A 26177-nucleotide genomic window follows, 5' to 3' on the forward strand; every position below is an offset into this window, starting at 1 on the left:
GTGCGCGCGCCCCCAACTGCGGGCCCCGCCGCCCCGCTCCCCCGCCCGGTGGGGCTAGAACTGCCCGCCGAGCGCCAGCGTGGGTCCGCCGCTACCCGCCCCCACGCCGGCCACCAGCCCGCTGTAGCGGTTGGGGTCCTCGCCGGAGAGCCAGAGGTAGGCGGCCGTCACCCCGGCGCCGAGGCCCACCACCGCGAGCCCCGCCGTGCCCCACTGCTGGCGCTGCAGGCGCCCGCTGAGGGAGTCCAGCTTCTGGCGGCAGGCGGTCTCGTCCTGGCCGCACGCGGCGTAGACGGCCTGCGCCTTCGCATCCAGCTCGCCGGGCGAGGGCACGCCGCCCGCCAGCGCGAGCTGACGCGGGTGGAACTCGGTGCGGTACAGCGGCGCGGTGCTCTTCTGGTCCAGCAGGTAGGCGCCCGCGAGCGCGCCGACCGCCGCGCCCGTGGCCAGGTACGCCCCGATGCGCAGGCGCCCGTGGCGCTCGTGCCAGGCCTCTGCGTAGTCGGGCGAGGGCAGCAGCGTCACCTCCTGGCGGGCGAGCTGCGTGGGCTCGATGCGCACCGCGGCGGACTGCGAGATGAAGCCGTCCTTGCGCACCACCAGCCGGTGCACGCCCTGCGCGAGCGGCAGCGGGGCCTTGAGCGGCGTGGAGCCCAGCAGCGCGTCGTCCACCAGCACCTCGGCGCCCTCCTCGCTCGCGTGCACGAGGAGGCTGCCCTGGCGCTCGCGCAAGAGCGGCGCCATCAGCGACTGGGCGAGCCCGGGCAGCACGCCGGCGAGCTGCTCGAGCCCCGGCACCGGCCCGTAGGTCTGCTGGCTCACCACCGCGCCGCCGCTCACGTCCAGCAGGCGCAGCTCCACGCTGAGGCCCGCGCCCGTGCGCGTGAGGGTGCCCACCACGGTGTGCTGGGCGCCCAGCGCGCGGCTCAGCTGCAGGTTGCCCGAGCCCTCGGCGCCGAAGAGCTGCCGGTTGCGCTCGAGCGCGAGCAACTGGCGCACGTCGTCCGCGCTGAGCACCTGGAACACCTCGAGCTGGCGCAGGCCGCGCACCACGCCCAGGGTGGCCGCCTGGGCCTCCGGTGCGCCCGAGCCCTGCGCCGCGAGGTCCAGCACCACCAGGGGCGGGTGCTCTTCGGTCGCGCTCGAGGGCGCCGCGCTGGAGGCCGCCGCGCTCGGGGCGGCGGGCGCGGCGGCGCGCGCGAGCGTGGGCGCGAGGAGCAGCGGGCCCAGGAGAAGGCAAGGCAGGGTGCGGCGCAGCGGGCTGAACACGGTGAAGTCTCCCCCCCCGGTTTGAAGCCCGGGCACTTGGCTGTATATGTCGGAAAGTGTTCGGAGCGCGAGAGGGCGCCCGATGGAGGGGGGCTGTATGCGGAGTCGCATCGTGCGCAGTGCCGCGGGTCTGCTCGGACTCGCCGCGTTTACGGGTCTCGCGGGCTGCCGCGACCTGGATGTACCCCCGCCCGGCCCGGGCGCGCCGCCCGTGGTGCGCTTCGTCAACCCGGACGTGGCGGCCTCGGGTGCGCGCGTGTCGCAGACCCTCCCCGTGACGCTCGAGGCCCAGGACGCCAACGGCATCCGCTCGGTCACCCTCGTGTGCGGCGCCACCCCGCTCTTCAGCTGGACCTCGGCGCCCTACGTGGCCACCGTGGACCTGCGCCCGTGCACGGCCGCCGCTGGCGCGGACGCGGGCACCGTCGCCGTCACGCTGGTGGCGCGCGCGGTGGACGCGACCGGCATGGAGGGCAGCGCGAGCGCCGAGGTGCAGGTGGACGCGAGCGCGCCCGCGGTGGAGCTGGTGCTGCCCGAGCGCGTGGCGCCCGGGCGCGCCTTCACCGTGCTGGTGAAGAGCGACCGGCCCATCGCCGGGCCGCTGGTGAGCGTGGAGGGCGTGGGCGTGCAGGCGGTCCCGGTGGACGCCAACACCTTCAGCGCCACGGTGCCTGCGGCGCCGGGGCTGGGCGTGGACACCTGGGACGCGGACGCAGGCGCCCCGCCGCTCGCGCTGCTCGAGCAGGTGGAGCGCCCGCTGGACGTGGCGGTGGAGGCGCGCGGGCTCAACGGCAACCCGGCGCCGCGCGTGGTGGCGCGCACCTTCGTCTCGCGCATCGCGTGGGAGCGCAGCATCCCGGGCGTGGCGCTGGGGCGCGCGAACGGCGACGGCACGGTCATCCCGCAGCTGCCGGTGGCGACGAAGGAGGGCCTGGTGCTGCCGGTGGTGAGCGCGGGCGGCCGCAGCGGCACGGAGTGGGTGCCGGTGCTGATGCGCGCGGCCGCGGGGGAGGTACGCACCGTGCCCCCCGAGCAGCTGGACGGCGGCTACCTGGGCGCCGGCGTGGACCTGCTCGGGCGCACGCTGCTCGCCAACGGCAACGGCGACGCGCACTACTACGACCTCGTGCAGGGCACCACCGCGCCGAGCAAGCCCCTCTCCGCGAGCGCCGTGCGCGTGCCGGCCGCCGTGGGCGACGAGCTGTGCTTCTCGCAGCTGGGCGCCACCTGCGGCCTGCTCGAGCTGCACTGCCTGCGCCCCGGGGGCAGCGAGCGCATCGCCCAGCTCTCCACGCCGGGGCTCGCGCAGCTGCGCAACCCGAGCGCGATGGTGGTCTCGGGCGGGCGCGTGCTCGTGATGGGCATGGCCCAGGGCAGCAGCATCTGCTGCAGCGGCAGCGCGTGCTCCTCGGAGGCCCAGGACATGTTCGTGGACGCGGACGGGAGCAAGGGCATGGTCACGCTCTTCCCCAGCCCCGGCGGCCAGAGCGTCCCCGCCGTCTCGCGCGCCCTGCCGCTGGGTGGGGGCGCCTTCGCGCTGGGCTCGGAGACGCCGGGCTTCCTCAAGCCGGGGGGCGTCTACCGCTTCGGCAGCGACCGCGCGGTGTCCCAACCCTGGCCCGCGCTGGCGAGCTTCCCGGACTTCAACGCGCTCGTCAGCGGGCAGCTGGGCAGCGAGCAGCTGCTCACGCTCGAGGCGCAGGGGGCGACGCAGACCGCGCTCGCGCGCCACGCGCCTGGCCTCCAGCCCGCGACGAGCCTGCTGCCCGCCTCCTTCGAGCAGGAGACGCCTGCTCCGCTCGAGGCGGACAACAGCGCGGTCCCCACCGCGCAGGGCGTGGCGGTGCTGCTGCGCGTGACCAACGACGTGGGCGCGCTCGCGAGCGTGGACGCCCGCGGCAACCCCCGCTGGATCTACCGCTACGACCGCAGCTTCGGAGGCGACCTGGCGGTGGCCACGCCCGACTCGGGCCTCGTGTACCTCGTGGACCTGCGCCGCCAGCGCGTGGTGGCGCTGTATCCGTGATGCCGCGCGCTGAGCGCCGAACGAACGCTGGCGTGCCGGTGGGAGCGTCAGGACCGGAAAAGTGGCGGAGCGCTGAGGTTCTTCGCGAGGGGGCGATGCCAGTCCGCGGCGCTCAGGGGTGACACGCTGGCCGGCGCGGCCCCTCGCGTGGAGCGAAACGCCCGTTCCACGCACCCATGCTCCGGCCCCGAGCGCAGCTTCACTCTGCGTGTGTCCCCCCTCGGGAGCGGCGGCCCGCGTCGCGCAAAAACGTAAAATAGGATTTTACCTTTCTGCAGCGCGCGCCGGTCCGCGCCCGGGAGGGGCGTCTCTCTTCGAGACACCTGTCCCGCGAGTCTTGGACGGCTTCACCCGCCCTGAGAAGCCCCGTTCCCTCCCGGCCTCTCCCTCTCGAGGCCGTGCCTCTCGCGCCACTCTCGCGCGCCCTGCTCGAAGCGTGCACCGGGGCCGCGAACGCGGCGCATGCGAGCTCGCTCCGTGCATCGATGCGCCCCACGGCCCCTCCGCCGAGTCTCGCCAGGCACGGTGGCCCGAAGCCCGCGAGCCCTGTCCCGGAGGGACGCTACTCCGCCTTCTTCGGCTCCGCCGGGGCCTCGTCGAGGCTGGGGTCCACCGGCGGCGCGCCGATGGCGTGGTAGCCGCCGTCCACGTGGACGATCTCGCCCGTGGTGCTGGGCATCCAGTCGCTCAGCATGGCGCAGGCGGTGCGGCTGACCATGTCGTGGCTGTCCTTGGCGCTCCAGCCCAGCGGGGCCTGGGTGCCCCAGCCCTGCTCGAGGCTCTTGAAGCCCGGGATGCCCTTGGCGGCGATGGTGGCGAGCGGCCCCGCGGCGAGCGCGTTGACGCGGATGCCCTTGGGGCCCAGGTCGCGCGCGAGGTAGCGCACGCAGGCCTCGAGCCCCGCCTTGCACACGCCCATCCAGTCGTAGATGGGCCAGGCGACGTTCTGGTTGTCGAAGTCCAGGGTGACGATGGAGCCGCCCGCGCTCATCAGGGGCATCACCGCCACGGCGAGGTCGCGCAGCGAGAACGTGGAGATGCGGAAGGCGGTCTGCACGCTCTCCCACGGGGTGTTGAGGAAGTTGCCGCCCAGCGCGTCCTCGGGCGCGTAGGCCACTGCGTGCAGCGCGCCGTCCACCCGGCCCCACTTCTGGCGCAGGCTCTCGGTGAGCGCGGTGAAGTGCGCGGGGTTGGTCACGTCCAGCTCGAGCACCTCGGTGCCGGACTTCAGGCGCTTGGCGCTGCGCTCGGTGAGGGAGCGGGCGCGGCCGAAGCCGGTGAGCATGATCTCGGCACCCTGCTCCAGCGCCCGCTCGGCGATGCCGTAGGCGATGGACTGGGGGGTGAGCACGCCGGTGATGAGGAGCTTCTTGCCCTGAAGCAGCATGCGGACTCTGCCTTTCCGTGTGAGGAGCGGGGGTGCGCCTTTATCACCTCTGCCCACCTGCGCGACAAAGCGATTGCGTCCATAACCCGGAGCCCCGGAGGAGCAGGGGCGCAGGGGCCAACAAATCGTCGGGAAAGTCTCCCATCTGCGCCCCCATCCAGTAAAAGACGCAACCGCCATGTCGAACTTCCAGGACACGCACCTCTCCGGTGCCAACATCGACTTCATCGAAGGGCTGTACGCGCGCTTCCTCGAGGACCCCGCGAGCGTGGATCCGAGCTGGCGCGAGCTCTTCGCCGGCAACGCGGGCGCGGGCCGCCCCATCGTCGGCGTGGTGCCCCCCGAGTTCCGCCCGCCCCCGCCCCCGCCGGCCGTCCCCGGCAAGGGCGCCAAGGGCAACGGCGCCGCCGCCGCCGCGCTGCAGCAGGCCGCGGCTCCGGCCGCCGGCACGGCCCCCACGGCCCAGGCCGCGCTGGACATGGACCTGCAGGCGCGCGTCACGCAGACCATCAACGCGTTCCGGCTGCGCGGCCACCTGCGCGCGAACCTGGACCCGCTGGGCCGCCAGCGCCCGCCGCTCGAGCACGTGGCGGACGTGGGGCTGGTGAAGGACAGCGCCTTCAGCGAGCGTGAGCTGGACCAGCAGGTGAACACCACCGGCGTGTTCCCCGAGGAGCGCGTGCGCCTGCGCGACCTGCTCGCGCGCCTGCGCCGCACCTACTGCGGCAGCATCGGCGTGGAGTTCATGCAGATGCTCGACAGCGAGCGGCGCCGCTGGCTGATGAAGCGCATGGAGCACGCGGAGAACCGCACGCAGTTCTCCCCCGAGGACCAGCGCCACATCCTCACCAAGCTCAGCTACGCAGAGGGGTTCGAGAGCTTCCTGCACACCAAGTACATCGGCGCGAAGCGCTTCAGCCTCGACGGCGGCGAGGCGCTGGTGCCGATGATCGACGCGATGATGGAGCAGGCCGCGCCCATGGGCGTGCGCGAGGTGGTCATCGGCATGGCCCACCGCGGCCGCCTCAACGTGCTGACCAACATCCTGGGCAAGCGCCCGGACCAGATCTTCAGCGAGTTCGAGGGGCCCAAGGACCCGAAGGCCTACTTCGGCCGCGGCGACGTGAAGTACCACATGGGCTTCTCCAGCGACCACACCACGCGCGCGGGCACCGGGGTGCACCTGAGCCTCGCCTTCAACCCCAGCCACCTCGAGGCGGTGGACCCGGTGGTCGAGGGGCGCGTGCGCGCGAAGCAGGACCGCGGCGGGGACACCGAGCGCGCCAAGGTGCTGCCGCTGCTCATCCACGGCGACGCCGCGATGATGGGCCAGGGCATCGTGGCCGAGACGCTGAACCTCGCGGGGCTGCGCGGCTACACCACCGGCGGCACCGTGCACGTGGTCATCAACAACCAGGTGGGCTTCACCACCGACCCGGACGACAGCCGCTCGAGCATCTACGCCACCGCGATCGCGCAGATGCTGGACATCCCCATCTTCCACGTGAACGGGGACGACGCCGAGGCCTGCGTGCACGTGGCGAAGCTCGTCGCCGAGTACCGCCAGGTGTTCAAGAGCGACGTGGTGGTGGACCTCATCTGCTACCGCCGCTACGGCCACAACGAGGGCGACGAGCCGCGCTTCACCCAGCCCAAGATGTACGCGCTCATCGACAAGCACCCCACGGTGCGCACGCTCTACGCGCAGGAGCTCGCCAAGGCGCAGCGCCTCAGCGCCGAGGACGCAGAGGCCATCAAGCAGAAGGCCTACCAGGACTTCGACGCGGCGCTCACCCGCGTGAAGCAGGAGAACCAGTACAAGGAGCCCAGCGCGCTCGAGGGCCTGTGGAAGGCCTACAAGGGCGGCTCGGAGAAGACCACCCCGTCTCCCGAGACCGGCGTGGACAAGGCGCGCCTGAAGGACTTCCTGCAGAAGCTCGGCACCGCGCCCGAGGGCTTCCACGTCCACAAGGACGTGGAGCGCACCGTGCTCAAGAGCCGCCAGGGCATGCTGCAGACCGAGACGCTCAACTGGAGCGCCGGCGAGAGCCTCGCGTACGCGACGCTGCTCGCCGAGGGCTACAGCGTGCGCATCACCGGCCAGGACGTGGAGCGCGGCACCTTCAGCCACCGCCACGCCGTCATCAACGACACCCAGACCGGCCAGAAGCACGTGATGCTGAAGCAGTTCGCCCAGGGCAACGGCAGCTTCCACATCTACAACAGCCCCTTGAGCGAGTACGCCTGCCTCGGCTTCGAGTACGGCTACAGCCTGGACGTGCCGGACGGCCTCACCATCTGGGAGGCGCAGTTCGGAGACTTCGCCAACGGCGCGCAGATCATCATCGACCAGTTCATCGCGGCCGGTGAGGCGAAGTGGAAGCGGCTGAGCGGGCTCACCCTCTTCCTGCCCCACGGCTACGAGGGCCAGGGCCCCGAGCACTCCAGCGCGCGCCTCGAGCGCTTCCTGGACCTGTGCGCGGACGACAACATCCAGGTCTGCTACCCGAGCAGCCCCGCGCAGATCTTCCACCTGCTGCGCCGCCAGGTGCTGCGCCCCTTGCGCAAGCCGCTGGTGGTGATGACGCCCAAGAGCCTGCTGCGCAAGGCGGAGGCGGCGAGCCACCTGGACGAGCTCGCGCAGGGCAGCTTCCAGAAGGTCATCTTCGACAAGCCGGAGATCGACCCTGCGAAGGTCACGCGCCTGCTCTTGTGCAGCGGCAAGGTCTACTACGACCTGCTCAAGGCGCGCGACGAGCGCAAGGACTCCTCCGTGGCCATCGTGCGCGTGGAGCAGCTCTACCCGTACCCCGCGGACGAGCTCTCGGGGCTCGTGGCGAAGATGCCGAAGCTCGCCGAGCTCCTCTGGGTGCAGGAGGAGCCGCGCAACGCGGGCGCCTGGCACTTCATGTTCCCCCGCCTGCACGACCTGGCTTCCGCGCGCGCGGGGGGTGTGCCGCTCAAGGTCGGCTACGTGGGCCGTGCGGAGGCCGCGAGCCCCGCCACCGGCTTCACGAAGACGCACGACCTGGAGCAGCAGCTGATCGTCGAGCAAGCCGTCCTCCGAGGAAATACGAATGGCCGTTGAGATCAAGGTTCCGCCCCTGGGCGAGTCGATCACCGAAGCCGTCATCGGCAAGTGGAACAAGAAGGCCGGCGACGCCGTGAGCGCGGACGAGCCGCTCGTCGTGCTGGAGACCGACAAGGTCACCATCGACGTGCCCGCTCCCGCCGCCGGCACCCTGGGCAGCATCGCGTTCAAGGACGGTGACAAGGTCACCGTGGGCGCCGTGCTCGGCACGATCGAGGCCGGCGCCGGCGCTGGCGCTTCTGCGCCCGCGGCCGCCGCTGCGGCTCCGGCCGCTGCGCCGGCGCCTGCGGCCGCCGCGCCCGCGGGCCAGGACGGCCAGCGCATCACCCCCACCGCGCGCCGCATGGCCGAGGACCACGGCCTGGACCCCGCGCAGCTCAAGGGCTCGGGCGCCGGGGGCCGCATCACCAAGGAGGACGTGCTGGGTCACGTGAAGGGCGGCGCCCCCGCTCCGGCCTCCACGCCCGCCCCGGCCGCAGCGCCCGCCCCGGCCGCGCCCTCCGGCCCGCGCGCCAACGCCGCGCGCGAGGAGCGGGTGAAGATGACCCCGCTGCGCCGCCGCGTCGCCGAGCGCCTGGTGATGGCGCAGAGCACCGCCGCCATCCTCACCACCTTCAACGAGGTGGACATGGGCGGGGTGATGGCGGTGCGCAAGCAGTACAACGAGAAGTTCCAGGCCAAGCACGGCGTGAAGCTCGGCTTCATGAGCTTCTTCGTGCGCGCCGCGATCGAGGCCCTCAAGGCCTTCCCGCAGATCAACGCGGAGATCGACGGCGAGGACGTGGTCTTCAAGAAGTACTACGACATCGGCGTGGCGGTGAGCGGCACCCGCGGCCTCGTGGTCCCGGTCATCCGGGACGCGGACCAGCTGGGCCTCGCGGACCTGGAGAAGAAGATCGCCGAGTTCGGCCAGAAGGCGAAGAACGACAAGCTCGCGCTGGCGGACCTGCAGGGCGGCACCTTCACCATCTCCAACGGGGGCACCTTCGGCTCCATGCTCTCCACCCCCATCCTCAACCCGCCGCAGACGGGCATCCTGGGGATGCACAACATCGTGGAGCGCCCGGTGGCGCGCGACGGCCAGGTGGTCATCCGCCCGGTGATGTACCTCGCCCTGTCCTACGATCACCGCCTGGTGGACGGCCGGGAGGCCGTGCAGTTCCTCGTCCGCATCAAGGACTGCATCGAGGACCCCACGCGCATGCTGCTCGAGGTCTGAGCGAGCCGCCTCCTCCCCCCTCGGCCCCCGGGTCGGGGGTCCGATCAAAGCGTTGGCGATCCGGTGTTCTGGAGATGAAGTTTCCAGAAAACCGAAAATCGCCCCGGTGTGGCTGGACTTTCGGCCTCCCGGGTCACTAGAAGAGGGCTGCTCTTCCGAATGTGCGGAAGGGCGTAATGAGGGGGCCGCCCAACGGGCGGGCCCCGGTAGACAAGGAAGCGAAATGGCAACTGGTACCGTGAAGTGGTTCAACGACGCGAAGGGCTTCGGCTTCATCACCCAGGACGGGGGCGGCGAGGACGTGTTCTGCCACCACACCGCCATCCAGACCCAGGGCTTCCGCACCCTGGCTGAGGGTCAGAAGGTGGAGTTCGACGTCGGCCGTGGCCCCAAGGGCCTGCAGGCCCAGAACGTCCGCCCGCTGTAAGGACGTTCAAGCCACGCCTCACGGGCTGGCTTGTCTGAGAGGCTCGGTACCCTTCGGGGCACCGGGCCTCTCGCTTTTTGCAGGAGGGGTTCGCAAGCTGTACGAGCGTGAGGACACCCGCGTGAAGCCACCTGCCTCGCTCAAGGCCCTGGCCGCCCGCCTGGAGGCCTGTGGAGTGGACCCTTCGGGGCTCGCCCTGCTGCCCGGCGCGCGCGAGCCCCTGCCCCGGCTCGTGGTCCCGGGCGCCGGCGCGCGCGCCCTCTGGGAGCGGCTGCGCGAGGCGAGCTCCGACACCGGGCACTACCCGCTGCTGCTCGGCCCCGAGGACGAGCTGGAGCTGCTGCTCGAGCAGCTGGGGGCGAGCGAGGACGAGGACACCGCCGCGCTGCTGAGCGAGGCGGAGCAGCTCGCGCCCGAGCCCGCGGGCTGGGCCGGGGCGCGGCTCGCCGGGCTCGTGCAGCTGATGCAGGCGGCGGGGCTGGAGCCGCAGCTGGATGCGCAGGAGCTCGCGGACGCGGAGGCGGCGCTGGAGGCCGAGGAGGCCGCCGAGGCGGGCGAGGCGGGCGGCGGAGGCCGGGCAGCGGCGGGGGGCCTGCGCTTCACGCACGAGGCGGGCACGGGGGCGCCCTTCGCGCGCGTGGCGCTCGCGCTGGTGCCGGCGTGCGCCGAGCCCTGGCAGGCGCCGGTGCGCCTGCGCTTCGGGGGCTTCAACGAGTGCCCCTCCCCTGCCCAGCACGGCGCCATGCTGCGGCACTGGCAGGGGCGCTACGGGGCGGAGCCGGTGGCGCTGGGCCACGACACCCTGGAGCTGCGCGTGCTGCGCCCGCCCACCGAGCCCGAGGCCTGCCTGCAGCTCGCGCGCGAGCAGGCGGCCTACTGCGCCGAGCTCGCCGCCCCCGGCCCCGAGGCGCTCGCCCAGCTCGCCGGGAGGCTGCAGGGCGCGGGCAGCTGGCGCTTCTGGTGGGAGTGATCAGCAGGGCTGTGCACACATGTGGGCGTGCCCCCCCGGCGCGGTGATAAAGGGAGGGGCCATGAGCCAGCCGAGCTTCGACCCTTCCATCGCCAACGCCTCCTCCGAGCGCATCTGGGAGCAGGAGATCCTGCCCGCGCTCGAGCGCTACATCCGCATCCCCAACAAGAGCCCCGCCTTCGCCCCGGACTGGAAGGCCCAGGGCCACATGGACGCCGCCGTGCAGCTCATCGCTGGCTGGTGCCGCGAGCAGGTGGCGCACATCCCGGGGCTGAAGGTGGAGGTGGTGCAGCTCCACAACGAGAAGGGCGAGGCGCGCACCCCGGTCATCCTCCTCGAGGTGCCGGGCTCCTCCGCCAGCAGCGACACCGTGCTGCTCTACGGCCACCTGGACAAGCAGCCGGAGATGACCGGCTGGCGCAAGGGGCTGAGCCCCTGGGAGCCCAAGCGCGAGGGCGACAAGCTCTACGGGCGCGGCGGCGCGGACGACGGCTACTCGGCCTTCGCGAGCCTCGCGGCGCTGCGCCTGCTCAAGGAGCAGGGCCTGCCGCACGCGCGCTGCGTGGTGCTGGTGGAGGCCTGCGAGGAGAGCGGCAGCTACGACCTGCCCGCGTACATCGAGGCGCTCGCGCCGCGCATCGGCAGCCCCAGCCTCGTGGTGTGCCTGGACTCGGGCTGCGCGAACTACGAGCAGCTGTGGATGACCACGTCCTTGCGCGGCCTGGTCGCCGGCAACCTGCGCGTGGACATCCTCACCGAGGGCGTGCACTCGGGTGACGCGAGCGGCGTGGTCCCCTCCTCCTTCCGCATCCTGCGCCAGCTGCTCAGCCGCGTGGAGGACGAGGCGACGGGCCGCATCAAGGTGGACGCGCTGCACACGGCCATCCCGCCCGAGCGCCAGGCGCAGGCGAAGGCCGTGGCGGACACGCTGGACAAGGATCTCTTCAGCCGCTTCCCCTGGGTCGAGGGCAGCCACCCCGTCTCCACGGACCACACCGAGCTGGTGCTCAACCGCACCTGGCGCCCCGCGCTCTCGCTCACCGGCGTGGACGGCATGCCCCCGCTCGCGAGCGCCGGCAACGTGCTGCGCCCCGGCACCGCGCTGAAGCTCTCCATGCGCATCCCGCCCCGGGTGGACCCGTCCGCGGCGAGCCGCGCGCTGAAGGAGGCGCTGGAGAAGGACCCGCCCTACGGCGCCAAGGTGCGCTTCGAGGGCGAGAAGGCCAGCGCCGGCTGGGACGCGCCGCCGCTCGAGAAGTGGCTCGAGCAGGCCGTGGACGCCGCGAGCCGCACCTACTTCGGCAAGCCCGCCATGGCCCTGGGCGAGGGCGGCACCATCCCCTTCATGGAGATGCTCGGCCGCAAGTTCCCCAAGGCCCAGTTCCTCATCACCGGCGTGCTGGGGCCCGGCAGCAACGCGCACGGCCCCAACGAGTTCCTGCACATCCCCACCGGCAAGAAGCTCACCGCCTGCGTGGCCAGCGTCATCGCCGCGCACGCGAAGCGCTGAGGTCGCAGCCGCCCTCCTCCTTCACGAAGGAGGAGGGCGAGGCGGTCCCCTCTCCCCCTGGGAGCGGGGACGGGGTGAGGGACGTGCGGCCCTACCGCGCTCCCCGCTCCGCCCGGTACGCCGCGAGCACCGCCTCCGCCGAGCGGTCGATGTCCGCCTCCCGGGTGCTCGCGTTGGACACGCTCAGCCGCACCGCGGCGACGCCCTGCCACACGGTGCCGCCGAGCCAGCAGGTGCCCTCCTGCTGCACGCGGGCGATGACGGCGCGGGTGAGCGCATCTGCCTCGGCCGCCGAGAGCCCCGCGGGCGCGAAGCGCACCAGCGCCTGGTTGAGCACCACCTCGTTGAGCACCTGCACGCCGCCTTCCGCCGCGAGCCGCTCGGCGAAGCGCGCGGCGAGCCGGCAGCAGCGCTCCACCAGCTCGGCCACGCCCTCGCGCCCCAGCGAGCGCAGCGCCGCGTACACGGTGAGCCCGCGCGCGCGCCGGGACATCTCGAGCCCGTACTCCAGCGCGTTGCGCTCGCCGCCGCCCTGCGGGAGGTAGGCCGCGCTCACCGAGATGGCGTCCTTCAGCGCGCTCGCGGGCTGCACGGCCACCATCGCCGAGTCGTAGGGGACGTTGAGCCACTTGTGCGCGTCCAGGGCCCAGGACTGGGCGCGCTCGAGGCCGCGCACCAGGTGCCGGCGCGCCGGCGCCGCGGCCGCCCACAGGCCGAAGGCGCCATCCACGTGCAGCCAGGCCCCGCGCCGCTCGCAGGCGTCCGCGATGGGCTCCAGCGCGTCGCAGGCGCCGGTGTTCACGTTGCCCGCCTGGGCGCAGACGAGCACGGGCCCCTCGAGGCGCGCGAGCACCGGGCCCAGCGCCTCCGCGCGCAGCCGTCCCTGCGCGTCCACCGGCACCGCGTGCACGTCCCGCGTGCCCACGCCCAGGTAGCGCAGGGCGCGCTGCACCGAGGAGTGGGCCTCCTCGCCCATCACCACGTGCAGGGGCGGGCTGCCGCGCACCCCGTCGCGCTCCAGGTCCCAGCCCGCGCGGCGCAGCAGGGCGTTGCGCGCGGCGAGCATCGCGGTGAAGTTGGCCACCTGCGAGCCGGTGACGAAGCCCACGCCCGCCTCCTGCGGGATGCCCAGCAGCCCCTTCACCCAGGTGCCCGCCACCTCCTCGAGCACCGAGACGGCCGGGGACATCACCGCGAGGCAGCCGTTCTGGTCCCACGTGGAGGTGAGCCAGTCGGCGGCGAGCGCCACCGGGAGCCGCCCACCGGTGACGAAGCCGAAGTAGCGCGGGCCCGCCATGGCCACCACGCCCGGGTCCGCGTCGCGGGCGAGCGCGGTGATGACCCGCCGTGGGTCCTCGCCCCGCTCCGGCAAGGGCCCGCCCAGCACCTCGCGCAGCGCCGCCACCCCTGCCCGGGGACCGACGTGGCGCTCGGGCAGGCCCTCCTCGTAGGCCGCGGCGAGCCGCAGCACCTCCTCCAGCAACGCACGCGTGCTCATCCCTCGTGCCTCCTCTCGGGGTCCGCGGGCCATTGAGGCAGGCCCCCCGGCCCGCGGCAATCCTCTTCTCGTCCCGCCCTCCCGGGTGAAGACTGCGGAGCGACATGGATGCACGAGACAACGCACGGGACCTTCTGGATGGCGCGGCGCGCGCGGCGCTGGAGGCGCTCTACGCGCAGGCGGACGCGCGTGCCCGGGCGCTCGCCGCCGAGCGCGCCTCCTGGCCCTGCCGCCGCGGCTGCGACCACTGCTGCCGCCACCTCGCGGGTCCCCTGCCCGTCTCGGACGTGGAGTGGGCCTACCTGTGGGAGGGCTTCCTCGCGCTGGACGCAGGCACCCGGGCGGCGGTGCGCGAGCGCGTGGCGCGGATGGCGGAGGCGGGGGCGGCGCGCCCCTACACCTGCCCGCTGCTGGACCCCGCCACCGGCGCCTGCAGCGTCTACGCGCACCGCCCGCTCGCGTGCCGCACCTACGGCTTCGCGCTCGCCCGCGGAGAGGGGCTCTGGTGCCACCTCATCCTCGCGATGCTCGAGCGCGAGGGCGATGAGGGCCTGGTGTGGGCAAACCACGACGCGCTCGAGGACGCGGTGCACAGGCTCGCCCGCCGCCCCGCGCTCGGCTTCTTCGAGTGGTTCGCGGCGCATCCGCCCGAGCCCGCTCCGGAGCCCGGGGGGCCCTGAATGCAGCAGGGGCCCGGCGCTCTCGCACCGGGCCCCTGGGTCCTTCAGTCAGCGGGTCTCGTTACGGCACGAGCTCCCACACGGAGCGGCCGAAGGTGGCCGCGCGCACGAGGCTGGAGTCCGGGAGGATCTCCACGTCCGTCACCTCGACGAGCGGCATGCCGGCGCCGAAGCGGGCCCAGGTGGCGCCCGCGTCGGTGGAGCGGTACACGCCCAGGTGGGTGGCTGCGTAGAGCGTGGTGTTGCTGCCCGGGTCCACCGTGATCTGGTTCACCGGCACGCCCGCAGGCAGGCCGTTGGAAAGCACCGTCCAGCTCGCGCCGAAGTCGGTGCTCTTCCACGCGTGGGCCTTGGTGCCGTCCGGCGCTACCGAGGCCACGTACACGATGTTGGGGTTCGCCGTGTCGAAGGCCACGTCGCTGATGCTCAGGCCGTTGTTGGGCAGCGCGGCGACCTGGGTCCAGCTGGTGCCACCATTGTTGGTGAGGAACACGCGGCCGCTGTTGGCCGCCACGCCGATGATGTTCACGTTGGACTTGGCCACGCCCACGTTGCGGATGAAGAGGCTGGTGGTGGGCAGGCCCGTCACGCCCAGCGCCGTCCAGGTGGTGGCGAAGTTGGTGGTCTTGTAGACCTTCGTGTTGGAGAAGGTGAAGACCGTGTTGCCCGTGGTGTCACCGGTCCAGCGGGTGAGCTTGGTGGTGAAGGGCGCCGTGCTGCTGTTGTTGCACTCGGTGATGCCCGAGCACGCGGAGGCGAAGTCGAGGCCCGCGTTGGTGCTCTTGTACACGCGCGCGTAGTACAGGGTGCCGAGCATCAGGCTCGCGTTGGTCGGGTGGATCTCCACGTCGAAGCCGTCGCCGCCGATCTCCTGGTTGAACACGCTGGTGTTGCCCACGCGCACGCGGGTGCCGTTGTCCTGCAGGCCCACGATGGAGGCGTCGCGGTTGGCCGCCGACATGCCCACGTCGTAGATGAGGTGGCTGGCGATGCCCACGTTCATGCTGTCGCTGAAGGTGGTGCCGCCGTCCTTGGAGACGAAGAGGCCGCCGTCCGAGCCGACGTACAGGTTGCCCGCCGCGTCGTAGGTCGCGGTGTGCATGTCCGCGTGGACGTAGGGCAGGCTGAACTGCGCGAGCCAGTTGGTCACCTGGGAGTAGGTGCCGCCGCCGTCCGTGGTCTTCGCCAGGTGCAGCGCGCCGCCGAAGAACACCAGGTTCGGGTTCGTCGGGTTCACGATGAGCAGCTGGTCGTACCAACCCTGGGTGTTGAACACGGCGCTCACGGTGCGCGCCTCGGTGTTGCCGTTCTTGTAGCGCTTGCTGGCCGCGCCGAGCGCCGTCCAGGTCGCGCCACCGTTGGTGGACTTGAAAAGGTCCGCGAGGTCACCGGCGTGGTTGTCGGCGAGCGCGTACAGCGTGGCGGTGGTGGGGGTGCCGCGCGTGCTGGGGGCCGCGGCCACCGTCATGCGCTCCACGCCGGCGGTCACGCCCGTGGAGCGGGTCCAGGTGGCGCCGTTGTCGTTCGTCAGCCAGATCTGGCCCTCGGTGTTGCCGCTGGTGGCGCTGGGCTCGGCCTCCAGGGTGGCGACGAAGCGGCTCCCGCCGGCCCACGCGATGCTCCAGCCGTACGGGACCTCGTTGTAGCCGGTGGCGAGGCTCACCTGCGCCCAGGTGGCGCCGGCGTCCACCGAGCGGAAGAGGCCGCGGTTGGTGGTGGCCATCACGATGTTGCTGTTGCCCGGGGCCACCTGGATGTCGGTGATCTGGGTGGAGTCACCGAGGTACACGGTGTTCATCCAGGTGTTGCCGCCGTCCGTGCTCTTCACCAGGCCGATGCCGGTGCCGTCGAACGGGTCGCCGAGGCCCAGGTACAGGGTCTGGCTGTTGTTCGGGTCCATCTCCAGGCTGCCCACGCTGAGGCTGCCCAGGGTCTCGGTCTTGGGCGTCCAGGTGGTGCCGCCGTCGGTGCTCTTCCACACGCCGCCGCCCGCGAAGGCCGCATAGATGGTGGAGGGCGCGGAGGGGTCCACGATGATGTTGCGCACGCGGCCCGAGTCGGACTTGGTCAGGCTGGTGCTGCCGTTCTGCTCGTAGTTCGCCTTCGTGGGCCCGATGTTCACCCACGTGGTGCCGGTCGCCGCGATGGAGGCGGTGGGGTCCGTGCTGGGGCTGATGGTGGAGCCGGTGCCGGGCAGCGTGGAGGCGTACTTCGCGCGCTCCTTCGCGGCGGCGTCGTTCATGAACTTCATGAACTTCGGCGAGAAGGGGCCGCCCTTCTTGGGGTTGGCGTTCCCGTGGCCGTAGTTGTCGTTGTACCACTCGTCACGGGCCGCCCGGCGCGCGCCAGGATCATCCGCGTCCTTGTCCTTGTCCTGCTCCTTCGCCACGGCGGGGACGGCAAGGCACAGCGCCACTGCTGCTGAAAGAATACGCTGCCACGAGCTCTGCTTTTGCATCACGCAACTCCCTTGGCCCTTGGGGCCACCCAGGTGAGGGCGCTGAGGGTAAGGGTGCGGCGTTCTGTCGCACCAGTTGCGGGGGCGGTGCGGGCGGTCGAATTGCGACATTCTGCCGCACCGAACGGCCCCGTTGCGGGTTACATCGTCCAGTGCCGGACACTCCACTTCCCGCCTGCGCGGCCCGGCAGCGGCGCCAGGCTTCTGGTACGAGGGCAGTGTCGATGACCGCGCGGCTGCTCAACGTCCGAAGGCTGCTCCGCTGGGCAGGCCCTGCCGAGGAGGCGCTCGACTTCCGCCCCGGCGTGAACGTGCTCGTGGGCGAGCCGAACACCGGCAAGACGCAGTGGCTGCGGCTGCTGGACTACCTGCTCGGGGACACGGGCGGCGTGGAGGACGCGCTGGGCGAGGAGTGCGCGCAGAAGTACGAGCGCGCCCAGGTGCAGCTCTCGGTGGACGGCGAGCCGCTGGTGCTCGAGCGGCGCTGGAAGGAGCGCGGGGCGCGCCACAAGGTGTTCGTGGACGGGCGGCCCGTACCCTCGGCGGAGTTCAGCGCCCTCTTCCTCGAGCGGCTGCGCATCCCCCAGGTGCGCATCCCGCGCGGCAACCCCTACTCGCCGCACACGTGGCCCGAGCTGAGCTGGCGCATGCTGCTGCGCCACCTGTACCGCGCGGAGGGGGCGTGGGGAGACCTCGCGCCGAAGCAGCCGGAGAGCGAGCAGTTCGCCGTGCTGCACCAGCTGCTGGGCACCGCGCCCACCGTCTTCTCGCCGGCCTTCGCGCAGCTCGTGGAGCGCCAGAAGCAGGAGGCGCGGCTCGAGGCCCAGGAGGCGGGCTTCGCCGAGGTGCTCGACGACGTGGGGCGCGAGCTCTTGAGCGAGGCTGAAGCCGAGGGGGGCCTCTCGCGCGAGGGGCTGGGGGCCTCGGTCGCGCGCGTGCAGGCGGCGCTGCAGGAGCTGGAGGCGCGGCGCGAGGCCGCGCTGCAGCGGCTGCGCGAGGAGGCCGGCGCGCAGGCCGCGAGCGCGCTCTCACCCGAGGCTGCGGAGGCGGGCGCGGAGTTCGTCCGTCTGGGCGAGGCGCTGGATGCGGCGCGCGCCGAGCGCGAGCGCCAGGCGGCTGCGCGCGATGCCGCCACGGCGCGCTGCACGCAGCTCACGCGCGAGCTGGACGCGCTGCAGGCCCCGGCGCCCGCGCCCCCTCCCCTCGCCCACTGCCCCGCGTGCGAGCAGGTCGTGCAGTTGGCCTCCACGCCTCCGGGCTGCTGTTACCTGTGCCACCAGCCGGCGGCGAGCGCGCCCGTGGCGCCGGTGCTGAGCGCCGCGGCGCTGCAGGCGCAGCTGCAGGCGGCGCAGGAGGAGGCGGCGCTCGCGTACCGGCGCCTGCTCGAGCAGGAGGAAGAGGTGGCGCGCCTGGAGGGGCTGCTGCGTCCGGTGCGCTCGGCCGCCGCGTGGCTGCTGCCGCCGGAGCTCGGGGTGCTGGAGCAGGAGGCGGGGCGCCTCCAGGAAAGGCTGCGGCAGCTGCAGCGCCTGGAGCGCGCGCTCTCGCGGCGCGACGCGCTGGGCGAGCAGCTCGCAGGCTTGCGCGCGGAGATGGCCGCGCTCGAGGCGCAGGCGTCACGGCGCGACTCCGAACCGGACTTCGTCGCGCTCGGAGACCAGCTCGCGGATGCGATGGCCGGGTACCTGAACGCCCTGGACGCGCGCGACCGCGAGCGCTGGGGCGGGCGCGCGGTCTCGGTGACGCTGACGCGCCAGACGGCGCAGCTGCTGGTGGACCGCAAGCCGTGGAGCCGCAAGCTGGGGGCGAACCTGCGCGCCTACTTCCTGCTCGCGTATCACTATGCGTGGCTGCGGCTGTGCCGCACCGAGCCCTTCACGCACCCCGGGCTCGTGGTGCTCGACTTCCCCGCGAACCTGGGCGAGTTCACCTCGAGCACCTCGGACCAGGAGCGCTACCTGCTCGCCCCCTTCGTCGGGCTGCTCAGCCGCCCGGACATGCAGGGCATGCAGCTCATCGCCGCGGGCCGGGCCTTCACCCGCCTGCCCGGTGCCCACCGGGTGGACCTCTCGCGCCGCTGGCGCTGAGGCGGAAGGACGCACATGACGAGCGACGTGCAGTGGATCTGGAGGCGCTTCGGCGAGCTGAGCGTGGACGAGCTGTACCGCGTGCTCGCCCTGCGCTCGGAGGTCTTCGTGGTGGAGCAGAAGAGCATCTACCAGGACCCGGACGGCTACGACCGCGACAGCTTCCACCTCCTCGCCCAGCTGCCGCGCCCCGAGGGCCCGCTGCTCGGCGCGTATCTGAGGGTGCTCCCGCCCGGGCTCAAGTACCCCGAGGCGAGCTTCGGGCGCGTGGTGACCGCGCCCTCCGTGCGCAGGATGAAGCTGGGCCACGGGCTCGTGGAGCGCGCGCTCGCGTTCCTCGCCGAGAAGTATCCGGGGGCGCCGCTGCGCATCGGAGCGCAGCACTACCTCGTGCGGTTCTACGGCGGGCACGGCTTCCGCCAGGTGGGCGACGTCTACGACGAGGACGGCATCCCGCACGTGGACATGGTGCGCCCCTAGTCAGGGGTGAGGGTGCCGGGCGCAGCTGCGTGAAGGTCCCCGCTCCCCCTGGGAGAGGGACGGGGTGAGGGATGTCCGTCCGCGTGGCGCGCCCCTTCGCGCCCCGGCGTCAGGGCTCGAGAGAGCGCGCGAGCGTGAGCCGCGTCACGCCGCCGAGCGTGACGCGGTCGCCTCTGCGGCTCTTCTCGAGCTCGGCGCAGAGGGCGTCCTCCCATGCTCTGCGCTGCGGCTCTGGCAGCTCCGCGGCGAGCTTCACCACTGGCCCGTTCAACGTGCGCAGCCAGGTGAGGATGCCCGCTGCGTCCGGCGCTTCGACGACCGGGACCTCGAGCTCCTCCGAGGCCTCCACGTGAAAGCCCGTCCGCTCGAGCGCGGCCGTGAGGCGCGCAGGGTCCGCGTAGCGGAAGGCTCCCGGTGCGTCTTCACTGGGCAGCGGCGGGACGTCCCGGAAGCGCGCGAGCACCTGGCGCGGGAGCACCGCGTACGGCACGCGCTCGGGCTCGGCCCACGAGGCGATGACGAGCGCGCCGCCGGGCTTCAGCGCGCGGTGGATGGACTGCAGTGCTCGCTCGGGCGCAGCCATGTACATGAGGCCCCAGCGCACCGTGGCCACGTCGAAGCGCTCGGGCAGCTGCAGCGACTCCGCGTCCGCGGCCCGGAACTCCACGTTCGTGAGCCCCTCGCGCGCCGCGCGCTCGCGGGCCATCGGGAGCATTCCTTCGATGAGGTCCACGCCGAGCACCCTGCCCTGCGGACCCACCCGGTGCGCAGCTGGGAGGGCGGGCTCGCCGCGGCCGCAGGCCACGTCCAGGACGTGCATTCCTTCGGTGAGTCGAGCGAGCTCCAGCATGCGCTCGCTCACCGGCCGCGTGAGCCGCGCCTCCAGCTCGTCGTACTGGCGCCAGGCGTCCACCGTGCGCGCCCACGTGGACTCGACCTGGCGGTGCGGGTCTTCGCTCATGGGCGCAGCCTCGCTAAGCCTCGATGAGGATGCGGTGGCGGTAGAGCTCGAGCAGCACATCCTCCCCGAGGTCCGCCTGCCTCTGCGTGCGCAGGCGCTCGCGGGTCTGGGGCACGCTGTCCCGGCCCGTGAACTCCACCAGCAGCGGGTAGGCCTCGCCCGGCAGCGCCACCGCGTCGTTCTCGCTGTACGAGCCCAGCGCCACGCTGCCGTCCGGCATCCAGCGCACCGTCGCATCGGGGTTGAACTTGAGCGCGCGCGGCAGCGTGGGCTTCACCGACGCCTGGTGCAGGCGCTCGAGCACCGTCTGCTCGATCACCCCGTCGAGTCCCAGCAGCCGCTCGAGGTCCTCGGCCTTCAGGCCCTTCACCAGCGCGTGCGCCTCGAGGAAGAACTGCGCCTCGCGCCCCGCCCATGCGCCCCAGAGCGCGCGGTACTCCTTCTCCGGCAGCCCCCGCTCGTCCAGGTCGTCCGCGCTCAGGAGCGTGCCCGCAGGCTCCGGCTTGTCGCGCCGCGCGTGGATGTACTCGGGCGCGAGCTTCAGCACCGCGTAGCGCGAGAGCTGGATCTCCGCGAGCGACAGGTACGTCTTCAGCGTCATCCAGAACTTGCGCCCGTCCGCCCCCGCCACGTACTTGCAGAAGAACGTGGAGCACACCGCCTCGCGGTAGCGCCAGATGGTGCAGTTGCCTTGGGCCCGCTCGTAGTACGGGCACAAGAGCGAGGTCGAGCGCCCGAACGCGCGGTTCGCGTTGCCGTACAGCAGCGTGTACCTCGCCGGCGGGTTCACCCACTGCGGCGTCACGCCCACGCGCGAGGCGAGCTTCTCGCCGATGCGCCGGCGACCCTCGGCCATCGCGGGGTCCGTGTCCGCGAGGATCGCCCCCACCAGGTAGTTGGGCAGGCGCGGGTGATAGGTGCAGCACTTGGTGTCCGGGCGGAAGAAGCGGCTCACCCCGTCCACCGGCGCCACTGCGTTGCCACACGAGCTCTCGCACATCGCGCACGAGGAGCAGGTGGCCTTCTCCTCCACGGGCACCTCGCGGTGGAAGAACTCGGGGAACAGGTCGCGGTAGAGCTCGGGGAGGCTGTCGAGAATCTGTGGCATCGCAGGGCCACCCGTACCACGCCCCGCGCGCCCCTTCGCCTCCGAAGCTCGCGGCGCAGGCCTGCCCGGCCCACGGGCGGCCCTACTGCGGCGTGCCCTGCAGGCGCGAGAGCAGCGACTCGAGGTGTGCGACCTCCAGCCCCGCCTCGCGCCCCGCCCGCACGTACTCCCCGAGCATCAGCCGGTTCTGCGCACCCACCTTGGTGAAGTGCACGCGCAGGTAGGTCTCCAGGTCGAAGGGCACGAGCCTGCTCGCGCGCGGCAGGAGCCGGAAGACGCCCGGACGCAGCAGCGCGAGCACGGCCCGCGCGCTCGCCCCCGTGCGCGCCGCGGCAGCCCGCGCCGCCTCGCGCGCGGCCGCGTGGGTGAGTGCAAGGTGGGAGGGCTCGAGCAGCGCGGCGAAGCGCCAGCCCGAGAGCTCCAGCCCCGCCACGAAGGCCGTGAGCACGCCCGCGGGCACCGCCACCGCGCGCCCCGCGTCACGGCTGCGCGAGGCCGGGTAGCCTCCCGCGCGCAGCGCCCGCACCACCGCGTCGCGGCGCGCCGCAGGCCCGCTGAACGCGCCGCGCGCGAGCGGCGGGAACCAGTACGCGGTGCCCGAAGAGGGCGATGCGCCCGGGGCGAGCGGCGCCGCGTAGCTCAAGAAGGGAATGGCGCCCGTGACGAGCCGCTCCGCCGGCACGTGCTGCAGGAGGAAGGCGCGGTCCTCGAGCGCCGGCTGCACCATCACCCACGTGGCCTCCCCCGTGCGCGCGGCGAGCGCCTCCACCCAGCCGCCTGCGCGCAGCGCTGTCGAGGAGACGCACAGCCACACCTGCTCGAAGGCGTCCGGGCGCACCTGCTCGGGTGAGGTGAGCACCTGCGCGGCCTGCAGCGTCTCGGTGCGCAGCGAGCGCCCGCGGTGCGCGTGCAGGGTGAAGCCCTCGCGCGCCTCGGCTGCATGGGACTCCTTCACGAGGAAGGACACCTCGCAGCCGCCGGCCTTCAGGAAGCGGGCGTACACCTGGCCGACGGCGCCGGCACCGACCAACAGGACGCGGGGACTCGTGTGCATGAGCCCCCCTCTACACCCTTCAGGGCAGTCGCAGGCGCGCGCCGAACTGCAGGGTGAGGCGGTTCTGGTCGTAGCCGTCCGGCGCCGTGAAGAAGTGGCGCGCGCCCAGCTCGGCGAAGGGCGAGAGCCACGGGTTCACGGCGTACTCCGCACCGGCCGCGCCGCCGAGGCCCACCGCCAGGTCACCGCCGGGGAAGAGCACGGGCAGCTCCCCGGACACGTAGCCGCTGAAGCGCCCCGTCACCGGGACGATCGCCGCGCCGCGCAGGGTGAGGCCGAAGTCGCTGTAGAGGCGTGCGTCCAGCGTGGCGCGCAGGTGCTCGGTCTGCACGCCGCCGCCCACCTCGATGCCCGGGCCCTCCTTGATCTGGAAGGGGTCCAGCGCGAGCCGCACGTCCGCCACCGGGTGGATGGCCTCGCGCGAGAGCGGCACCGGCGCGGGCTCGCTCTGCGCCGCGGGCGCCGGGGCGAGCGGCTGCGCGGGGGCCACTGCCGCGGGCTCGGGTGCGGACTCGGGGAGCGAGAGGGACACCTCGCTGGTGCGCCCTGCGCGCACGAGCACCTGCTCGGAGTCGCGCTGACGTCCATCCGGCGAGCGCACCTCCACCGCGTGCCGCCCGATGGGCACGCTGGTGCGCACCGGGGCGTTGCCTACCGGCCGGCCGTCCACCGTGACGCGGCCCCCGGCGCGTCCGCTCACCCGCACGCGCAGCTCACCGCGGGTGCGCGCGCGCAGGTCCTCCAGCTGCTGCACCAGCGCGGGGTCCACGCGCTCCGGGTCCAGCGCGGCCTCGGGGTCCGCCTCGAGCGCCCGCGCCAGCGCCTCCTCGCTGCGCGCCGAGTCCCGCAGGGCGGCGTAGCACTGGCCGCGCAGCAGGTGGATGCGCCCCAGCGTGCGCTCGTCGCGCGTCTCGGCAGCGGCCGCGTCCAGCGACTGCAGCGCCTGCTCGAACTCGCCGCGGTTGAAGGCGGCTTGCGCCACCTGCAGCCGCGCAGGGGGCGTGCGCGGCGGGCGGGCCCCCGGCGCCGAGAGCAGGAGCAGCGACAACAGCAGCGCGTGGCTCATCGCCGCAGCTCGATGCGCAGGGAGGTCGGCGCGTCCGGGCTCACCGTCACGCGCCGCTCCTCGCGCCGGAAGCCCGCGCGCTGGATGACGATGCGGTGCTCGCCCGCGGGCAGCTTCAGCAGCGCGGGCGTCGTGCCCTGGGGCGCGCCATTCACGAGCAGCGAGGCCCAGTACGGGCTGCCCTCGTGCGTGGTGATCACGTTCACCGTGCCCTCCAGGGGCGGTGCGGGGGGCGGCGCCGGGGTGGGCGCGGCCGCAGTGGGTACGCTGACGATGGCCACGGGCGCGGGCGCAGCGGCGGGGGCCGTGACGGACGGAGGCGCAGCAGGCTTCGCGCCGCGGCTCGCCAGCGCGAGCCCCGCGGCGCACGCGAGGACGAGGCCCGCCACGGCCGCACCGCGCGCGGTGCGCAGGGCGCGCGAGCGGGGCCTGGACGCGGGCGCGGGCGTGAAGAGCGGGATGGGCAGCTCGCCCGGGAGCGAGGGCGTGGGCGTGCCCTGCGCGGCCTCGGCGAGGGCGTAGAAGAGGTCGCCCGCGCTCTCGTAGCGCTGCGCCGGGTCCTTGCTCAGCGCGCGGTGCACCACGTCCGCCACCGCGCGCGGCAGCCCGGGCGCGCGCTCGCAGAGGTCCGGCGGGGGCGCGCTCGCCTGCAGGTGGATGACGGAGAGGTCCGCCGGCGCGTCGAAGGGCAGCGAGCCCGCGAGGCACTCGAAGAGCACCACCGCGAGCGCGTACAGGTCCGCCCGGTGGTCCACCGTGGAGAGGCCCAGCGCCTGCTCGGGCGCCATGTAGTGCGGCGTGCCGATGACCAGCCCCGCGAGCGTCACCGGGTCTCCGGCGCGGCTCGAGCGCAGGATGCCGAAGTCCAGGATGGTGGCGTGGCCGTCCCAGCCCACGAAGAGGTTCGCGCTCTTGATGTCGCGGTGCACGAAGCCGCGCGCGTGGATGAAGTCCAGGCCCGCGCACAGCTGGCGCATCAGCGCGAGCACCTCGCCGAGCGGCAGCGAGCCGCGCTCGCGCACCAGCGCCTGCAGGGTGCGCCCGGACAGGCTCTTCATCACCATGAAGGGCCGCCCGCCCGTGCGGCCCACCGCGTACACCGGCACCACGTGCGGGTGCTCCAGGCCCGCCGTCACGCGCGCCTCGCGCTCGAAGCGCGCCACCAGGTCCGCGTCGTGCAGCAGCGCCGGGGACATGAGCTTCACCGCCACCTTGCGCTCGAGCTGCACGTCGTGCGCGAGGTACACCGTGCCCATCCCGCCCTCGCCCAGCTTGCGCTCCAGGCGCCACTTGCCCTCGAGCAGGCCGGGCTGCAGCGCCTCCGCGTCGAAGCCGGGCAGCTGCGACGCGGGCGTGGGCAGCGTGGGCGCCACCGCGCCACAGCGCGAGCAGGGCGCATCGCCCGCGGGCAGCAGTGCACCACAGCCCGCGCAGGTCACGGCCGCGACGCCTCGGCGCAGCAGGCGCGTGCGCGATGGGAGCTCGGGCGGCGGGAGGGGGACATACCGCCCGCCATCATACTGTTCCGCTGCAGCCAGGGGCAGCTTGCAGCGAGCGGGCGCAGGCCTGCGCGCCACACCCACCTCCACCTCCCTGCGCTACAGGCCTGCAGCCTCGCGCAGGGCGCGGAACATCCGGGCGAGCGCCTCGGGCTGGTAGTGGGCGTTGAGGCCGCTGGGGTTGGGCAGCACCCACACCCGGGTGTCCCCGAGCGGCTCGGGCTGCAGGCCGAGCGCCGCGCGCGGGGCGGCGAAGGCGCTGCGGTACGCCCCCACCCCGAGCACCGCGAGGAAGCGCGGGGCGTAGCGGCGCACCTTGCGGCGCAGCGCCTCGCCGCCGCGGGCGAGCTCCTCGGGCGTGAGCTCGTCCGCGCGGGCGCTCGCGCGGGCCACCACGTTGGTGATGCCCAGGCCGAGCTGCAGCAGCTCCCCCTGCTCGTGGGGCTGCAGCAGGCGGGGCGTGAAGCCGGAGGCGTGGAGGGCGGGCCAGAAGCGGTTGCCCGGCCGCGCGAAGTGGTGCCCCGTGGCGGCGGTGTAGAGGCCGGGGTTGATGCCGCAGAAGAGCACCCGCAGGCCGGGCGCGATGACGTCCGGCAGGGTGCGGTCCACGGCCGCGAGCAGCTCGGCCTTCGTCGGCTTGGGAGGCTTCGGCATGCTGCGGCATGATGCACCCATGCGCGAGCCCCCGGAAGCACTGCTGGTGGGACAGGACGAGGCGCCCATGGTGCCCGTCCCGGGAGGCGAGGCGCGCGTGCACCGCGAGGTGCTGCCCGCGCTGCAGGCGCTGCAGGCGGAGGCCTCGCGCGCGGGCTTCGCGCTCGAGGTGGGCAGCGGCTTTCGCTCCTTCGCGCGGCAGCTGCACATCTGGAACGCGAAGGCCCGCGGCGAGCGCCCGGTGCTCGATGCGCAGGAGCGGCCCGTACAGCTCGCCGCGCTCCCGCCGCTCGAGCGCGTGCACGCCATCCTGCGCTGGAGCGCGCTGCCGGGCGCGAGCCGCCACCACTGGGGCACCGACCTGGACGTGTTCGACCGCGCAGCCCTCGCCCCCGGCGCCGCGTTCGAGATGCGCGCGGAGGAGACCGCGCCCGGAGGGCCCTTCGCGCCGATGCATGCCTGGCTGGATGCGAACCTGCACCGCTTCGGCTTCTTCCGGCCCTACGCACAGGACCTCGGCGGCGTCAGCCCCGAGCGCTGGCACCTGAGCTATGCACCGCTCGCCCTGCCCCTTCAGCGCGCGCACTCGCCCGGGCGACTCGCGCGTGCCCTGGAGGCGGCGCAGGTGGAGCTGGGGGACGTGGTGCTGCGCGAGCTCGATGCTCTCTACGCGCGCTACGTGGACAACGTGAGCCTGCCGGGCGTGGCTTGAGGTCCACCGCGGGTTTGCGCGGCA

20 protein-coding genes are annotated in these 26177 nt (G+C 73.3%); 10 read left to right on the forward strand and 10 right to left on the reverse strand.

Going from position 1 to position 26177, the window contains the following annotated elements:
• Nucleotides 1–54: 54 nt before the first annotated feature.
• On the reverse strand, nucleotides 55–1269 hold the full coding sequence (locus FGE12_RS30880; protein ID WP_153865616.1) for a PEGA domain-containing protein: 1215 nt from the start codon (nucleotides 1267–1269) through the stop codon (nucleotides 55–57).
• 97 nt (nucleotides 1270–1366) lie between these two features.
• On the opposite strand from FGE12_RS30880, the gene FGE12_RS06990 reads away from it, so the two are divergent.
• Nucleotides 1367–3295, forward strand: coding sequence for an Ig-like domain-containing protein (locus FGE12_RS06990; protein ID WP_153865617.1), 1929 nt, complete (start codon nucleotides 1367–1369; stop codon nucleotides 3293–3295).
• A gap of 562 nt (nucleotides 3296–3857) precedes the next feature.
• Here the strand turns inward: FGE12_RS06990 and fabI are convergent.
• Complete coding sequence (fabI, locus tag FGE12_RS06995; protein WP_153865618.1) at nucleotides 3858–4682, reverse strand: enoyl-ACP reductase FabI; 825 nt, start codon at nucleotides 4680–4682, stop codon at nucleotides 3858–3860.
• A gap of 178 nt (nucleotides 4683–4860) precedes the next feature.
• Here fabI and FGE12_RS07000 point away from each other — a divergent pair, with 178 nt between their 5' ends.
• The 5 genes from FGE12_RS07000 to FGE12_RS07020 all read left to right on the forward strand — a co-directional run bounded on the left by FGE12_RS07000 (nucleotide 4861) and on the right by FGE12_RS07020 (nucleotide 11899).
• A complete protein-coding gene (locus FGE12_RS07000; RefSeq protein ID WP_153865619.1) occupies nucleotides 4861–7770 on the forward strand; it encodes a 2-oxoglutarate dehydrogenase E1 component in 2910 nt (969 codons plus the stop codon).
• Nucleotides 7760–8992, forward strand: a complete 1233-nt coding sequence (gene odhB, locus FGE12_RS07005; RefSeq protein ID WP_153865620.1) for a 2-oxoglutarate dehydrogenase complex dihydrolipoyllysine-residue succinyltransferase — start codon at nucleotides 7760–7762, stop codon at nucleotides 8990–8992. The genes FGE12_RS07000 and odhB overlap by 11 nt, the downstream gene beginning before the upstream one ends.
• 223 nt (nucleotides 8993–9215) lie before the next feature.
• Nucleotides 9216–9419 carry a cold-shock protein gene (locus FGE12_RS07010; RefSeq protein ID WP_153865621.1) on the forward strand — a complete coding sequence of 68 codons (204 nt, stop codon included), beginning with the start codon at nucleotides 9216–9218 and terminating at the stop codon, nucleotides 9417–9419.
• Nucleotides 9420–9540: 121 nt separating this feature from the next.
• On the forward strand, nucleotides 9541–10389 hold the full coding sequence (locus tag FGE12_RS30885; protein ID WP_153865622.1) for a DUF4253 domain-containing protein: 849 nt from the start codon (nucleotides 9541–9543) through the stop codon (nucleotides 10387–10389).
• A 61-nt stretch (nucleotides 10390–10450) separates the two neighbouring features.
• A complete protein-coding gene (locus tag FGE12_RS07020; RefSeq protein WP_153865623.1) occupies nucleotides 10451–11899 on the forward strand; it encodes a M20 family metallopeptidase in 1449 nt (482 codons plus the stop codon).
• Between the two features lie 91 nt (nucleotides 11900–11990).
• Here the strand turns inward: FGE12_RS07020 and FGE12_RS07025 are convergent, their stop codons facing one another.
• Nucleotides 11991–13397 carry a pyridoxal-dependent decarboxylase gene (locus FGE12_RS07025; protein WP_153865624.1) on the reverse strand — a complete coding sequence of 469 codons (1407 nt, stop codon included), beginning with the start codon at nucleotides 13395–13397 and terminating at the stop codon, nucleotides 11991–11993.
• 104 nt (nucleotides 13398–13501) lie between these two features.
• Between FGE12_RS07025 and FGE12_RS07030 the strand changes: the two genes are divergently transcribed.
• Nucleotides 13502–14077 (forward strand): YkgJ family cysteine cluster protein, encoded by a 576-nt coding sequence (locus FGE12_RS07030; RefSeq protein WP_153865625.1) that lies wholly within the window; start codon nucleotides 13502–13504, stop codon nucleotides 14075–14077.
• A gap of 61 nt (nucleotides 14078–14138) precedes the next feature.
• Here the strand turns inward: FGE12_RS07030 and FGE12_RS07035 are convergent, their stop codons facing one another.
• Nucleotides 14139–16535: a hypothetical protein gene (locus FGE12_RS07035; RefSeq protein WP_153865626.1), complete on the reverse strand. Its 2397-nt coding sequence runs from the start codon at nucleotides 16533–16535 to the stop codon at nucleotides 14139–14141.
• A gap of 224 nt (nucleotides 16536–16759) precedes the next feature.
• On the opposite strand from FGE12_RS07035, the gene FGE12_RS07040 reads away from it, so the two are divergent.
• Both FGE12_RS07040 and FGE12_RS07045 read left to right on the forward strand, forming a co-directional pair.
• Entirely contained in the window at nucleotides 16760–18619 is a 1860-nt protein-coding gene (locus FGE12_RS07040; RefSeq protein ID WP_153865627.1) for a hypothetical protein, read from the forward strand.
• 15 nt (nucleotides 18620–18634) lie between these two features.
• Nucleotides 18635–19099, forward strand: a complete 465-nt coding sequence (locus FGE12_RS07045; protein ID WP_153865628.1) for a GNAT family N-acetyltransferase — start codon at nucleotides 18635–18637, stop codon at nucleotides 19097–19099.
• A 109-nt stretch (nucleotides 19100–19208) separates the two neighbouring features.
• On the opposite strand, the gene FGE12_RS07050 is transcribed toward FGE12_RS07045, so the two are convergent.
• The 6 genes from FGE12_RS07050 to mug all read right to left on the reverse strand — a co-directional run bounded on the left by FGE12_RS07050 (nucleotide 19209) and on the right by mug (nucleotide 25441).
• Nucleotides 19209–20060, reverse strand: a complete 852-nt coding sequence (locus FGE12_RS07050; protein WP_153865629.1) for a class I SAM-dependent methyltransferase — start codon at nucleotides 20058–20060, stop codon at nucleotides 19209–19211.
• A gap of 13 nt (nucleotides 20061–20073) precedes the next feature.
• Nucleotides 20074–21168, reverse strand: coding sequence for a hypothetical protein (locus FGE12_RS07055; RefSeq protein ID WP_153865630.1), 1095 nt, complete (start codon nucleotides 21166–21168; stop codon nucleotides 20074–20076).
• Between the two features lie 82 nt (nucleotides 21169–21250).
• Nucleotides 21251–22222 (reverse strand): ketopantoate reductase family protein, encoded by a 972-nt coding sequence (locus FGE12_RS07060; protein WP_153865631.1) that lies wholly within the window; start codon nucleotides 22220–22222, stop codon nucleotides 21251–21253.
• 19 nt (nucleotides 22223–22241) lie between these two features.
• Entirely contained in the window at nucleotides 22242–23288 is a 1047-nt protein-coding gene (locus tag FGE12_RS07065) for a PEGA domain-containing protein (RefSeq protein WP_153865632.1), read from the reverse strand.
• Nucleotides 23285–24727: a serine/threonine-protein kinase gene (locus FGE12_RS07070; protein WP_153865633.1), complete on the reverse strand. Its 1443-nt coding sequence runs from the start codon at nucleotides 24725–24727 to the stop codon at nucleotides 23285–23287. Before FGE12_RS07070 ends, FGE12_RS07065 begins: the two co-directional genes overlap by 4 nt.
• 159 nt (nucleotides 24728–24886) lie before the next feature.
• The gene (mug, locus tag FGE12_RS07075; protein WP_153865634.1) at nucleotides 24887–25441 is read right to left on the reverse strand and encodes a G/U mismatch-specific DNA glycosylase; all 555 of its coding nucleotides are present in this window, start codon (nucleotides 25439–25441) and stop codon (nucleotides 24887–24889) included.
• Nucleotides 25442–25460: 19 nt separating this feature from the next.
• Here mug and FGE12_RS07080 point away from each other — a divergent pair, with 19 nt between their 5' ends.
• Entirely contained in the window at nucleotides 25461–26153 is a 693-nt protein-coding gene (locus FGE12_RS07080) for a M15 family metallopeptidase (RefSeq protein WP_194797670.1), read from the forward strand.
• Nucleotides 26154–26177 lie beyond the last annotated feature (24 nt).

The sequence above is a fragment of the Aggregicoccus sp. 17bor-14 genome, from assembly GCF_009659535.1.
In the GTDB taxonomy this organism is placed as follows: domain Bacteria; phylum Myxococcota; class Myxococcia; order Myxococcales; family Myxococcaceae; genus Aggregicoccus.

Excerpts from the sequence above, each read along its gene's own strand:
- FGE12_RS06990 (WP_153865617.1), top strand. The coding sequence starts at position 1,367 with ATGCGGAGTCGCATCGTGCGCAGTGCCGCGGGTCTGCTCGGACTCGCC.
- fabI (WP_153865618.1), bottom strand. The coding sequence starts at position 4,682 with ATGCTGCTTCAGGGCAAGAAGCTCCTCATCACCGGCGTGCTCACCCCC.
- FGE12_RS07000 (WP_153865619.1), top strand. The coding sequence starts at position 4,861 with ATGTCGAACTTCCAGGACACGCACCTCTCCGGTGCCAACATCGACTTC.
- odhB (WP_153865620.1), top strand. The coding sequence starts at position 7,760 with ATGGCCGTTGAGATCAAGGTTCCGCCCCTGGGCGAGTCGATCACCGAA.
- FGE12_RS07010 (WP_153865621.1), top strand. The coding sequence starts at position 9,216 with ATGGCAACTGGTACCGTGAAGTGGTTCAACGACGCGAAGGGCTTCGGC.
- FGE12_RS07020 (WP_153865623.1), top strand. The coding sequence starts at position 10,451 with ATGAGCCAGCCGAGCTTCGACCCTTCCATCGCCAACGCCTCCTCCGAG.
- FGE12_RS07025 (WP_153865624.1), bottom strand. The coding sequence starts at position 13,397 with ATGAGCACGCGTGCGTTGCTGGAGGAGGTGCTGCGGCTCGCCGCGGCC.
- FGE12_RS07030 (WP_153865625.1), top strand. The coding sequence starts at position 13,502 with ATGGATGCACGAGACAACGCACGGGACCTTCTGGATGGCGCGGCGCGC.
- FGE12_RS07035 (WP_153865626.1), bottom strand. The coding sequence starts at position 16,535 with ATGCAAAAGCAGAGCTCGTGGCAGCGTATTCTTTCAGCAGCAGTGGCG.
- FGE12_RS07040 (WP_153865627.1), top strand. The coding sequence starts at position 16,760 with ATGACCGCGCGGCTGCTCAACGTCCGAAGGCTGCTCCGCTGGGCAGGC.
- FGE12_RS07045 (WP_153865628.1), top strand. The coding sequence starts at position 18,635 with ATGACGAGCGACGTGCAGTGGATCTGGAGGCGCTTCGGCGAGCTGAGC.
- FGE12_RS07050 (WP_153865629.1), bottom strand. The coding sequence starts at position 20,060 with ATGAGCGAAGACCCGCACCGCCAGGTCGAGTCCACGTGGGCGCGCACG.
- FGE12_RS07055 (WP_153865630.1), bottom strand. The coding sequence starts at position 21,168 with ATGCCACAGATTCTCGACAGCCTCCCCGAGCTCTACCGCGACCTGTTC.
- FGE12_RS07060 (WP_153865631.1), bottom strand. The coding sequence starts at position 22,222 with ATGCACACGAGTCCCCGCGTCCTGTTGGTCGGTGCCGGCGCCGTCGGC.
- FGE12_RS07065 (WP_153865632.1), bottom strand. The coding sequence starts at position 23,288 with ATGAGCCACGCGCTGCTGTTGTCGCTGCTCCTGCTCTCGGCGCCGGGG.
- mug (WP_153865634.1), bottom strand. The coding sequence starts at position 25,441 with ATGCCGAAGCCTCCCAAGCCGACGAAGGCCGAGCTGCTCGCGGCCGTG.
- FGE12_RS07080 (WP_194797670.1), top strand. The coding sequence starts at position 25,461 with ATGCGCGAGCCCCCGGAAGCACTGCTGGTGGGACAGGACGAGGCGCCC.